We start from the raw sequence: 12,280 nt of genomic DNA on the forward strand, positions 1-12,280 counted from the left end.
CCTTGGCTACCTCGGCGTAATGGCAAACCTCGGCGAGCGGTCAGGCTGGGTCGTCACCACGCCAAGCGGCATCACCGGCGCCTTGTCGAGCAAGCCGACCCGAAACGCCCCGATCATCTTGGCCAGCGCCAGCGTTGCTTCCACCAGGGCGAAATGCGCACCGATGCAGACGCGCGCGCCGACACCGAACGGCAGATAGGCGAAGCGATCGGGCGGCGTGCCGGTCATGAAGCGGGACGGGACGAACGCGTTCGGATCGCGCCAGAGCTTTTCGTGCCGGTGCAGCAGCCATGGCGCAATCAGAATGACGTCGTTTTTCCTGACCGGCATGCCGGCGATCGTATCCGGTCCCGCCGCCGCGCGCGCGATCAGGAAGGCCGGCGGATAAAGCCGCATGGTCTCGTCGACCACCGCGCGGGTGAATTTCAAACGATCGAGATCGAGCGCGCCGTTGACGGTTGCGCCCTGCACCTCGGCCGCGACCTGTTCCTGGGTGACCGGATCGAGCGACAGCAAATACAGCGACCAGAACAGCGCTGTGGCTGTGGTCTCGTGGCCGGCGAGAATCATCGTCGCGACCTGGTCGCCGAGCTGTTCATCGGTGAAGGCCTCGCCGGTCTCCGGATCGCGTGCCGCGCCCATCAGGTCGAACAGATCGTTGGGCGGAGCGCCCTCGTTCTTGCCGGCGGCACGGCGTTCGGCCATCAGCATGCCGACGAAGGCCGTCCAGCGCTTGCGAAAGCGGGCGCGCGAAAAATCCTGCGGGCTCGGCCAGTTCAGCGGCAGCAGCAAATCCAGGAAATGCGGGCGCGCCAGCCGGGCGCCATACTCCATCACGAAATCGCGCAGTGCCGCGCCGTGGCGGTCCATGCCGAACGAGAACATGGTGCGGCCGGCAATCTCGAGCGTCATCCGCTGCATCGCCTCGCGCAAATCCACCGGCGCGTTGCTGGCGGCCTTGAGCTTGACGATCGTATCGTCGGTCGCCGCCAGCATATGCGGTATCAGCGTGGTCACCGCGCGCGGCGTGAAGGCGGGCGCCAGCGTCCGGCGCTGATATTTCCAGGCGCGCCCCTCGGCAATGAGCAATCCCTCGCCGAGGATGGGACGCAGCACGCGGAGGCCAGCAGGCGTGCGGGTGTAATTCTCGTAATTGTCGACCAGCACATGCCGGATCGCATCCGGCGTATTCAGGATGAAGCTACTGCGCCCGAAAAAGCGGCCTTGAATGATGTCCTCTTCATAAGCGCGCTGGCTCCAGGTGCCGAGAATGCTTTCGCGCATCGCCAACATCCGCCCCAGCGCCGTCATGGTCTTGGGCGCCCGAGGCGGGCTCGGGGGGATCAGCAGCTCTCGCGCGACCGGCATATCGTGGGCTTCGGCTATGCTCATATTCTGGTCCGCCATTTCCCGGCACTGCTACCGCCCCACCGGCCTATCTATGTATTCGATCCGGGCGCGACAAAGGCGTGACGGCTCCGGAGAGCAGTTAATAGGTCAGCTCGGCGACCGCGATTCGGTTTTCGGAGGCAGGCCAGGCCCGTGCCACAATCCGTTCCTGGTTGAACACCGCCACCACCGGGCGGCCGGCCTCCGCAGCCGGAAGCCGCAGCGTCGTGACGGAATCGGTCGGCACGTCAGGCTTCACATCCGTTGGCTGCTTGCCGTCGATCAGAACGATGTCGCGCGGCAGGCCGAAATAGCCCCGCGGCCGCGACATCAGGACCACGGCACCGGCGCCGGCATCGGCCGGTCCAAGCGGGCGCGCTGCACGCAAATGCACGATGTCGGAAGAGCGTGGAAACGGCGAGCGATAGAAATGCGTCGTCGTCGAACCGGCCGATGTCAGCACGATTTCCAGGTACCAGCTCGGCTCGACCTTGGCCGGACCCCAGCGGCCATCCTCGCCGGCCTGCGACGAATGGATCGGGCCACCGATCCGCTCGCCGGTGTCGGCGGACACACGATAGACATCCACCGACGCACCGGACACGGGACGATTGGTTTGAACGCCGCCGGGCGTGGCCGTCACCAGCCCGCTCAATGTGACGGCCGCTTCCGGCACAATCTCGATCCGCGACGGTTCGCGGCCGGCGATGAATTTGTAGATCTCGCGGAACGCGCGCGGATGAAAGGCGGTCTCGCGGTGATCGACGGCGCCGAGCACGAGATTGGTCGCGCCCTTCAGCGCGGGCCCCTCCGCCGTCACGCCGGTCGGCGTGCCCGGCTTGCCGACAAAGCGGCCGTCGGCTTGGGCATATTTGTCGAGGCCGTCGCTGCGCAGCGTCAGGAACGCCGTGCCCGGCGTCACTTCATTTTCGCCCTCGTTCAAGCCGCGCAGGAACGGGCCGCGGCCGTTGAACTCGCCGCCGAGACCTTCCTCCCAATCATAGACGCCATGGTTGGGGACGCCGCACAGCACCGCATGGCTAACATCGGCGCCGCCGCCGTTCTTGATGTAGCTACGGATCGGGTTGCCGCCGCGCGAGTTCCCGACCAGCGCGATCCGCGACGCACCGGTGCGGCGCTTCAACTCCTTGATGGCTTCGCCGAGTTCGCGGCGCTGATCCTCGGTCGAGGAGCGATCGGCTTGCTCCACCTTGTCGTCGGTGCGCGCCAGCGGATTGGTGAAATTGATCGCGAACATCCGATCGCGCGGCATGCCGTTCGATTCCATCCGCCACATTGTGGTGATCCAGAGCGCCGCATGATCGCCATTGCCATGCACGAAAAGAATTGGCGGTATTTCCGCGGGTACAGGTGCTGCGGGGGCGGTCTGGGCAAAGGCCGAAACGCCGAATGGACCGGCCAGCAAGGGCAACGCCCCGGCGCTCTTGAGAATCAACCGCCGCGACACGCTCATTTCAGAACCTCCCGTTACTTTTCAGTACTTTAGCTGTGCTGTAGCACCATCGATAGTGGCGGAACCACTGGACAATGCGGGGTTTTCGCAGGCATCACTCTAAATTCCAAAGGAATCGAGCCGGTGACAGCCGGCCGATGGAACGGGACATGACCGACCAGCCGAAGCGCCCGTCTTTTGCCCCCGACAGCATTACGGCCCCGCTGCGCCATGCGGTGTTCCGGCGCATCTGGCTCGCCAGCCTTGTTTCCAACCTCGGCATCCTGATCCAGGGCGTCGGCGCCGCCTGGGCGATGACGCAGATGACGTCCTCCGCCGACAAGGTAGCGCTGGTGCAAACCGCGCTGATGCTGCCGATCATGCTGATCGCGATGCCGGCCGGCGCCATCGCCGACATGCACGACCGCCGCATCGTGGCGCTGGTCTCGCTCGCCATCGCTCTCACAGGCGCGACCGCGCTGACGGTGCTGGCGTGGTTCAACCTCGTCACCCCGAATATCCTGCTGGCGCTGTGTTTCGTGGTCGGCAGCGGCATGGCGCTGTTCGGACCGGCCTGGCAGGCCTCCGTCAGCGAACAGGTGCCGGCGGAGACGCTGCCGTCGGCGGTCGCGCTCAACGGCATCAGCTACAATATCGCACGCAGCTTTGGTCCGGCGATCGGCGGCATCGTGGTCGCGACCGCGGGCGCGGTGGCGGCGTTCGCGGTGAACGCGACGCTGTATCTGCCGCTGATGATCGTGCTGTTTCTGTGGAATCGCGCCAGCGAACCGTCGCGCCTGCCGCGCGAGCGCCTCAACCGCGCCATCGTCTCGGGCGTGCGCTACATCGCCAATTCGCCGTCGATCCGCATCGTGTTGATACGAACGCTGGTCACCGGCCTGATCGGCGGCTCGGTTTCGGCGCTGATGCCGCTGGTCGCCCGCGATCTCCTGCATGGCGGCGCGCAGACCTACGGCATCATGCTGGGGGCTTTCGGAATGGGCGCAGTGATCGGCGCGCTCAATATCGCCGAGGTGCGGCGGCGCATGAGCGGCGAGGCCGCTGTACGCGCCTGCGCGATATCGATGGCGGGCGCGATTGCAGCGGTGGCCCTCAGCACGGAACCGGTGCTGACCGCGGCAGCCCTGGTGCTGGCCGGCGGGGTCTGGATGCTGGCGGTGGCCCTGTTCAATATCGGCGTGCAGCTCTCGGCGCCGCGCTGGGTCGCGGGCCGCTCGCTGGCGGCGTTCCAGGCCTCGATCGCCGGCGGCATCGCGATCGGAAGCTGGGGCTGGGGGCATCTGACCGATGCCGCGGGCGTGGAAACTGCCTTGCTGGTCTCCGCCGGCCTGATGCTGCTGTCGCCGCTGCTTGGCATCTGGCTGCGCATGCCTCCGATCGGCGCCCGCAACGAAGCCGCCAGCGAAGTGCTCGCCGACCCCGAGGTGCGGTTGTCGCTGACCGGACGCAGCGGCCCGCTGGTGGTCGAGATCGAGTACCGCGTCTCGCAGGAAAACGCCCGGCTGTTCCACAATGTGATGCAGGAAGTGCAGCTCAGCCGGCAGCGCAACGGCGCTTATGGCTGGTCGATCGCGCGCGATATCGCCGATCCCGAACTATGGACCGAGCGCTATCACTGCCCGACCTGGCTGGATTATCTGCGCCAGCGCAACCGCGCGACCCAGTCCGAACGCGCGCTGCATCAGCGGGCGATCGATTTCCATGTCGGGCCAGAACCGATCCGCGTCCGCCGCATGCTGGAGCGGCCGTTCGGCTCGGTGCGCTGGAAGGAAGATACGCCCGACCGCGCGGCCAACGAGGTGTTGCCGGTGGTAGCGACCGCGGCAGGCAGCAGTACGTAGGTCATCCCCCGATGCGCAATTGCGCATCTGAGGACGATGCGGTGGGGGCGCGACACAAAATCGCGAAAACAACCCCATGCAAAGTAGAATGGCACGCGAAAAAGGGCCCGGCGGCGGGACCAGCCCACCGTCATTCCGGGGCGCGCGCAGCGCGAACCCGGAATCTCGATCAATAACCTCTGGATTCCGGGTTCGATGCTTCGCATCGCCCCGGAATGACGAAAGCCGTTACTGCCCGTGGCTTGCCAGCATCGCCTGGCAGGCCTTGCTGATGCGCGCGCGGTTCTGCTTCAGGCACGCCAGCACGATCTGGTCGCCGTCCTGCATCTGCGCCCGGCAAAACCGCGAGACGTCGCGGGCACAGGCGTCGTGTCCCTGCTGCCGCTGCTGCTGCGCTGAAGCGGCGGAAGCGATCAGTACCAACGGAATGAAGAACAGGATTTTGGTCATTTCAATATGCCTTCACACCAATAACGCGGTCCGGGCGTTCTAGAGCGCCCATATCGTGCCCGCAATGCATTTATGGAAAGCGAGCCGCACCAACGCGCGGCTCATGAAGGCCTGGGAACCGGAAAGGCGCCTGCGTCTCATCGCCGCAAGCGCCTCTGGGAAATCGTGCGACAACCGCTTACTGCGCGGCGAGCTTGCCGGACCTTTGGGCGGCCATATCGCGGTCCATCACGGTGCGGCAACCGCTGGAGAGGCTGGCGCGCTTGCTGATCATGCAGGAGGTGATCGCCGGAATATTGGGGATCTCCGAACTGCACAGGCGAAACGCATCGCCGGTGCACATCTGCTGCGCTTCAGCGCTGAAAGCGAAGCCTGCGGTCGACGAAACCGCCGAGATCGAGGCGGCGAAAGCCAGCGCTAAACCGGCGTTGCGGATGGTGCTGGTGAAGGTGGCGGTCATGTTCGGCTCCTGTTGGCCCGGCGAAGCGGGCCCTTGTTTGATGCAGCCACCATGGGCCGGCTTGCGCGGCCCGACTGTGACTGAGATCACTGAGCGCCAAGGGGCCATTTTTGTTGGCCAAACCGGATCGTGTTGGGGAGGCGTTAAGACCTTGTTCGCATTAATGGCATGTCGCGTGTGTGCCCCCTGAGTATGTGGAAAGAATAGCGATGCGTAATGCGTTCGGCCTGATGCTGGCCAGTGTTGTTGCGGCGGTTGCGATCGCCGGAGTTTGGTTCTGGACCTCCTCGCCGCGTGCCGACGTGGCCCCACCTCAAACCGTTGCCGCCCGCAAGGCCGAGCCACTGCCCGCCTTGGCCAAGGCAAAGGACGACGTCGAGGTCACGGCCTCGCTGTCGAAGCCCGCGCCGGCGCCCGCCCCGGTTCCACAGCCTGCCAAATCCACCTGCGCCAATCCCGATGCGCTCGGCGTCAGCCGCACCGTCATCATCGACACCACAGGCGGACCGGGCTTCGGCTTCCTGCAGTACAAGCAGTTCGATTTCTTGGGCGATAAGGAAGTGGTGCTGACCTTCGACGACGGTCCGTGGCCGACCACGCCGACGGTTTTGAAGGCGCTCGCCGATGAATGCACCAAGGCGGTGTTCTTCCCGATCGGCCTGCACACCACCTATCACCCTGATATCCTCAAGCAGGTTGCCGCCGCCGGCCACACCATCGGCGCGCACACCTGGTCGCACGCCGATCTGCACAGCAAGAAGATGACCGAGCAGGCGGGCAAGGACGAGATCGAGAAGGGCTTCAGCGCCGTGAAGATGGCGATCAATGCCAATCCGTCGCCGTTCTTCCGCTTCCCCGGACTCGCCCATACCCAGCCGACGCTGGAATATCTCGGCAGCCGTAACATCTCGATGTTCTCGGTCGATATCGACTCGCTCGACTTCAAATCCTCTTCGGCCGACCAGGTGATCAACACCGTGATGACCAAGCTCGACAAGCAGGGCAAGGGCATCATCCTGATGCACGATTTGCAGAAGCACACCGCGCAGGCCCTGCCGACGATCCTGCGCCGCCTCAAGGCCGGCGGCTACAAGGTGGTCGAGATGAAGGCGAAGGCGCCGGTGGAAACCTTGCCGGAATACGACGCGCTGCTGGTCAAGGACCTGAAGGTGCCCGCCGTGAGCGCGCGTCCGCTCAGCAGCGTGGTGCAGACGGTTTCGCAGTAAGAGCAGGCGACGACGGTTTGCGTTGCGCTTTACATCCTTAAAAACGGCGTCATGCCCGGGCTTGTCCCGGGCATCCACGTTTTTGAGGTACCGCGAAGTAAGACGTGGATGGCCGGGTCAAGCCCGGCCATGACGTCTGTTGGATTGGCAAGCCGCGCCGCTTACCAATAAATCCCGTGGCGATGCAGTTCGCTGATGATGCGGCCCTCGGTCCAGTAGCGCTTGTGCCTGGGCTTGTCGGCCTTCGCCGTCTTCGCAGGCTTTGCCGATTCAGTGGCGGTCTGCTCAACCTTCGCTGTTTCAGCCTTCGGCGTCTCGGCTTTGGGTTCGACCGCCGCTGGCCGCTCGATATATTTCGGTGCTTCAACCTTGGGCGCTTCAACAGCCTGCGGGGCTTCAGCGGTTTTCGGCGCGTCGGCGATCTTGGCCGGCGCGGAAGCCGGCGCTGCCAGCACATCGCTTCCGGCCAATGACAAACTCCGCTCTCCAGCCTGCGCGGTCGCGGAAGCCAGAACGAACCCTGCGATCAGAATAAATTTGCGCATCTGAGTGTCTCCCGTTTGGTGCGCGGGAAACTACGCTGGGGTTGCGGAGACTTATGTGAGGCAGATCACGCGGTAGATCACGCAAATGCCGGCAAAGGTGGGCATCGAATGCGATGGATTTGACGGCTGGTGCCCCATTCGGAGTAAAATTGCGAAGTCTTATACCATTGAAATAACGCTATAATTTGTGTCTCGACCGAAGCCGGGTTTCTGCCGGGACTTGAGCTGTGCTGCGTCAACCGATGCGCCGTACAGGGCGGTGAGGACAGGCGAACTTTGGTCCCTCGCGCAGTGGTTTCCGGGAGGAGGTTATCCGCCTCGCGGCGCGTCGAGGTCAGACTTCACGTCCGCCAAAGCCAGCGGCTCGACTAGCAGACCCTGTCGTTCGTAGCGGCGACGGCTCCGGCTGAAGCGCACGACGACGGCCCATCTTGTGCTTTTCGCCTTCACCCTCCGCGAGAGCAGCGCGTTGCCTGCTGGCAAGAACTCGAGATCATCGAGGCCAACGCAGCGTAGGCATGCTGGGCCGCAATTTTCCATCAGCAGCAGATCACCGGTGCCGCCACATCGGTGGCATGTCCATTCGCTGTTCAACGGCTGTATGACGACCAGATCCGGGGCGCGGCTTGCCTTCTCTGCCAGGCGTTGGCGTTTCTTCTCGGAAAGCTCTTGCGAAACCCAATGCGTGCGCCACAGCACCTCGACCGCAGGATCTCCCCCTCGGCTGAAGCGCAGCGCTTGGCGTTCCGGTGTCCGCGCCAGATAATCCGTCAGACTTGCAGACAGGCCTTTGCCGGCGCCCCAAGATTGGAACAGCTTCAACGCTTCCAAAATGCGCGGCGGATTGGTTTGCATAGCGCGCTCGAGGCAATCGATCTGCCCTCGCCGCCAGCGTTCCACCGCACCGACGTCGAGCCAGCCGATCCTGACGAGCGTGTCGGTAGGACTCACATAACCTTGGGCGGTGAGCGTCGCCTCCGCAGCCCTAACGACACGATCGGCGAGTGCGTTCCGGTTCTTACGGCTCATCGCTCCATGAACCTCGGCTGACGAGATAAGGTTAGACCGAAAGCCGAGGGCGCGGTTCTCTCTTCGCTGCACCAGCTCGATTTACCTTCTTGCTCTCCGACCGAGTCCGCGCTGCACGGGGTCGGCTATTTTTCTTTTTGGGCGCAGTCTTTTTTACGACCTGCGTCTTGCTTCCTCTCGACGTGCCCGAACGCGGGTACTGTTTTGGGGCGGTGGGAACGGTAGCATCGGGAATAGCGGGTTCGGCCATTTCCAACCCGAACAACGCTGCGACATCGTTGCTATCGAGTATGTTCGCCGCACTGGGCGGCGCTAGCGCAAAATCTTGCCCGGCATTGGCAAGCAATTCATGCTCGTCGACGCCGCGCAGTTCGAAGAGAAGTTGAGGCCTTTCGTCGAGCCTCGCACCAACGCCATAGAGCGCCGCCGCAACGTGCTTGCACATATCGGCCCAGTCGGGACAGCTGCAAGACAACTTGATTTCCTCGGGCGATGGGAAAAGGCCGTCGCCCAGCCGGCAGACGCGGTCCATGACGCCTTTGGCCAGGCGGCCTTGAAGGAGTTCAACCACGGAGTTGATCTCTCCTGCGCAATCCCGGCAGATGGCCTTCCAGCGCGCGGTCGTGACCGGCGCAACGGTGATCTTGATATTGTAGAGCGAAGAACCCGCGACCATCGCTGCGACCTCGCCCTTGGCGATTTGCAGGTCAAGGACAGAGCCGTTGCGGACATAGGTTCGGCCGCGCGGCATCCGAGTCTCGAAGTCGCTATAGCACTCGAGGTTGCTGCACCAGGACTTGCCCCAGAAACTCTTGGCAATCGTGCGGCCCTCGATCGTCACGGGAGCGACGGATTGCCTCCGCTTCTTGAGCTTTGCCAGCTTGCGCGCCGCCTGCCGCCGTTTCTCGGCCACCGGCACATAAGGGCGCCATTCAAAATAGCTCATCCCTCACCCTTCCTTCGTCGCCGCGCTCAAATCGAGAGCCACGAGCTTCAGCAGGTCCTCATCCTTCATCTCGGTCAGCATCATTTCAGATCCGCCGCCGAGCAAATCCCCGGCAAGTTGCCGCTTCGACTCGATCAGTTGATCGATCCTGTCCTCCACGGTGCCGCGGCAAATGAACTTGTGCACGAGCACATTCTTATTTTGCCCGATTCGGAACGCTCTGTCGGTAGCCTGATTTTCCACGGCAGGGTTCCACCACCGGTCGAAATGGACGACATGCGAGGCCGCGGTAAGGTTAAGCCCTGCGCCGCCTGCCTTGAGAGAGAGCACGAAGAACGGAATGCTCTCGTCTTCCTGGAACCGCCGCACCAAGTCCTTGCGTTTCTTGATTTCGGTCTCGCCGTGCAGGACAAGGCCGGCCTGCCCGAACAGGGAGCCTGCGAACGCGGCGAGCGGCGCCGTTGTCTCCCTGAACTGGGTGAAGATCAAAGCCTTCTCCTGCCGGGCTGCGATCACCTCCAGGATGTCGCGCAGACGCGCGAGCTTGCCGCTGTCTTCCTCCGCCCATGCGCCGTCGCCGAGCCACTGCGAGGGATGGTTGCATATCTGCTTCAGCCGCATGAGATAGGCGAGAACCAGGCCTTTTCGCTGCATTCCATCGACGTCTTCAAGCTGGCGCGCCAGTTCTTCGACCGCTTGCTGGTAGAGCGCGGCTTGCTTGCGGCTCAACGAACAGAAGGCTTTCATCTCCGTCTTGTCGGGCAAGTCGGCAATGATGCTCCTGTCTGTTTTCAGGCGCCGCAGGATGTAGGGGCGCACCAGGTCGCGCAGCGGTTCATAGGGGCTGTGCGGTCGATCGGCGAGACCTTTGACAAAAGACGAAAACTGCTTCGGCGATCCCAGCAGCCCGGGATTGATGAAGTCGAAAATCGACCACAGGTCATTGAGCCGGTTCTCGATGGGCGTTCCGGTCAGTGCGATACGGGTATCTGCGCGAAGTCGCTTGACCGTTTTGGTCTGTTTGGCAGCCGGATTCTTGATGGCTTGCGCTTCGTCAAGCACCACCAATCGCCACGACGCGGTGTCCAGCCAGGGCGAGCGCGCCAGAAAACCATAGCTCGTGATGACCAAATCCACACCTGCCAGATTATCCTCGTCTGCGCCGAGCATCTCCGCCGGCGCGGCCGATGGATGGGCCACGGCCGTTTTGAGGCTCGGCGCAAATCGGGCGATCTCGGACGCCCAATTGGCGAGCAGCGATGCAGGGGCCACCAGCAGGCATGGCTTCCGCTCGTATGCCGCCTCATGCTTCAAGACCAGCAGCAGCGACAAGACCTGGATGGTCTTGCCGAGCCCCATGTCGTCGGCAAGGCAGGCCCCGAGTCTGAGTTGGGTAAGCAGGTAAAGCCATTGCACACCCGCCAACTGATAAGGCCGCAACTTGCCCTGAAGGAATCGACCGGGATCAATCCGTGCGAGCCCATCGGGGCGACGCAGGGCAGCCAACGTTTCCGCCAGCCAAGGACCGGCCACGGTCTGGCTCCAGTCAATATCCGCCTGCTGTCCTGAAGGGCTGTCGGCTATTCCTGCCCCGGCCAGCATGCGCATCGCCTCACCGAACGACAGACCGTCGGAGGCGGCACGATGCTCGATCGCTTCAAATTTATCGAGTGTCCGGCGCAGACGTTCATGATCGACCTGGACCCACTTGCCGCGGATCAGGGCCAAGCCGTCTGAATGTGCCAGAAGCCGCTTGATTTCAGCCGCCGAAAGTTTCTCTCCGTCGAGCGTCACATCCAGCCGGAAGTCGAGCAGCGCATCCATTCCCAGTTGCGACGGTGCATTTCGCCCGACCGTTGCCTGCACCTTCGGACGCGCGGGGCGATTCAGCGGCCAGTTCGCTGGCATGCGCGCGGCTATGCCGGCGGCCTCGAGCGCCGGCACGTCGTTCAGGAATTGCAGCGCTTGCTGCGGGCTCCAGCGCAGCGGATGAAAGATCTCGCCCGCGTCAACCATGGCCTTCAACCATGTGCAATGCTCGGCGGCTCGCTGGACCGGCAGCAGCAGCGACAGCAGTCGCTCGCGATTCTTCGCGCCGGCATATTCCTGCAAGGCTCTGCCGAGCGGTACATGCAGGGCTTTAGCCTGAGCCGATAGCCGCGTGGTATAGGTTGCCAGGAATGCGAACGGCGTGACTTCATCCTTCCTGTTCTCGGCAAGGTTGAAGTGCACGCGCCCAACGAGATTCCAGGCCGGATGCCGGCCCTTGAGGAACGCCTGCACCGAGAGCCTCGCAGCAGCCAGTTCGGCATCGAAGGCTGCGTCCATACCTTGCCAAAGCTCGGTCAGCACAACCGCCGTCAGGTATTCCGCGCCCGTCATAGGCGGGACGGCCGCGGCTATCTTGTCCAACTCGCCGTCTGTTGGAACCGGTACAGGCGGCTTGGTGCCGCCCTCCGCGATGTCAGGAAGCGCGCAGAGCGCGGTCACGTAGTGAACCGCAAACTCCCGCCAGTATGACAGCACCGGAGGCAGAGCCGTCCCGACTTCGTCGGCGCCCAGATGCAACAATCCATGCCCCGACCCGCGCGAGAACGCTTGCTCCAGCCGAGGATTGGACGGGGCCGCAAGCGCTTCCTCCGCCTGCCTCAGGATCAGCGACCCGTGTGGAGTGAGAACCGGCGCCAGCATCATGATCGACGCGCTCTTACGGTCGCATTGGATGGAGACGTTGCCAGTTGGACCGAGCCCCTCAGTATCGGCTGCGCCGGCAAGGATGCACCAGCCGCAACTTTATCCGAAGTGACGGCCGAATGGTGCCGCAAACAGGACTCGAACCTGTGACCCCGTCATTACGAATGACGTGCTCTACCAACTGAGCTATTGCGGCGGACCGAACGCTAGCCTCGGGCAACCGCCC

10 protein-coding genes and 1 tRNA gene are annotated in these 12,280 nt (G+C 63.5%); 2 read left to right on the top strand and 9 right to left on the bottom strand.

Features of this window, described 5'->3' with window-relative positions; all coding sequences use genetic code 11:
- Positions 1–6: 6 nt before the first annotated feature.
- Complete coding sequence (locus BLR13_RS17390) at positions 7–1,392, bottom strand: cytochrome P450 (RefSeq protein ID WP_074821343.1); 1,386 nt, start codon at positions 1,390–1,392, stop codon at positions 7–9.
- Between the two features lie 97 nt (positions 1,393–1,489).
- A complete protein-coding gene (locus BLR13_RS17395) occupies positions 1,490–2,863 on the bottom strand; it encodes a hydrolase (protein ID WP_074821340.1) in 1,374 nt (457 codons plus the stop codon).
- A gap of 149 nt (positions 2,864–3,012) precedes the next feature.
- Between BLR13_RS17395 and BLR13_RS17400 the strand changes: the two genes are divergently transcribed.
- On the top strand, positions 3,013–4,704 hold the full coding sequence (locus BLR13_RS17400; RefSeq protein ID WP_074831400.1) for an MFS transporter: 1,692 nt from the start codon (positions 3,013–3,015) through the stop codon (positions 4,702–4,704).
- A 228-nt stretch (positions 4,705–4,932) separates the two neighbouring features.
- Here BLR13_RS17400 and BLR13_RS17405 read toward each other — a convergent pair whose 3' ends face one another.
- Both BLR13_RS17405 and BLR13_RS17410 read right to left on the bottom strand, forming a co-directional pair.
- Positions 4,933–5,154, bottom strand: coding sequence for a hypothetical protein (locus BLR13_RS17405; RefSeq protein ID WP_074821338.1), 222 nt, complete (start codon positions 5,152–5,154; stop codon positions 4,933–4,935).
- A 178-nt stretch (positions 5,155–5,332) separates the two neighbouring features.
- Entirely contained in the window at positions 5,333–5,614 is a 282-nt protein-coding gene (locus tag BLR13_RS17410) for a hypothetical protein (RefSeq protein ID WP_074831399.1), read from the bottom strand.
- Between the two features lie 209 nt (positions 5,615–5,823).
- Here BLR13_RS17410 and BLR13_RS17415 point away from each other — a divergent pair, with 209 nt between their 5' ends.
- Complete coding sequence (locus tag BLR13_RS17415; protein WP_074821334.1) at positions 5,824–6,840, top strand: polysaccharide deacetylase family protein; 1,017 nt, start codon at positions 5,824–5,826, stop codon at positions 6,838–6,840.
- A 161-nt stretch (positions 6,841–7,001) separates the two neighbouring features.
- Here BLR13_RS17415 and BLR13_RS17420 read toward each other — a convergent pair whose 3' ends face one another.
- The 5 genes from BLR13_RS17420 to BLR13_RS17440 all read right to left on the bottom strand — a co-directional run bounded on the left by BLR13_RS17420 (position 7,002) and on the right by BLR13_RS17440 (position 12,250).
- Entirely contained in the window at positions 7,002–7,385 is a 384-nt protein-coding gene (locus tag BLR13_RS17420) for a hypothetical protein (RefSeq protein WP_074821331.1), read from the bottom strand.
- Between the two features lie 309 nt (positions 7,386–7,694).
- Complete coding sequence (locus tag BLR13_RS17425) at positions 7,695–8,414, bottom strand: hypothetical protein (RefSeq protein ID WP_074821328.1); 720 nt, start codon at positions 8,412–8,414, stop codon at positions 7,695–7,697.
- A 31-nt stretch (positions 8,415–8,445) separates the two neighbouring features.
- Positions 8,446–9,360: an SWIM zinc finger family protein gene (locus tag BLR13_RS17430; protein WP_074821326.1), complete on the bottom strand. Its 915-nt coding sequence runs from the start codon at positions 9,358–9,360 to the stop codon at positions 8,446–8,448.
- A gap of 3 nt (positions 9,361–9,363) precedes the next feature.
- Complete coding sequence (locus BLR13_RS17435; protein ID WP_074821322.1) at positions 9,364–12,054, bottom strand: DEAD/DEAH box helicase; 2,691 nt, start codon at positions 12,052–12,054, stop codon at positions 9,364–9,366.
- 120 nt (positions 12,055–12,174) lie between these two features.
- A tRNA-Thr gene (locus BLR13_RS17440) sits at positions 12,175–12,250 on the bottom strand.
- Positions 12,251–12,280 lie beyond the last annotated feature (30 nt).

This window comes from Bradyrhizobium ottawaense (assembly GCF_900099825.1).
In the GTDB taxonomy this organism is placed as follows: Bacteria; Pseudomonadota; Alphaproteobacteria; order Rhizobiales; family Xanthobacteraceae; genus Bradyrhizobium; species Bradyrhizobium ottawaense_A.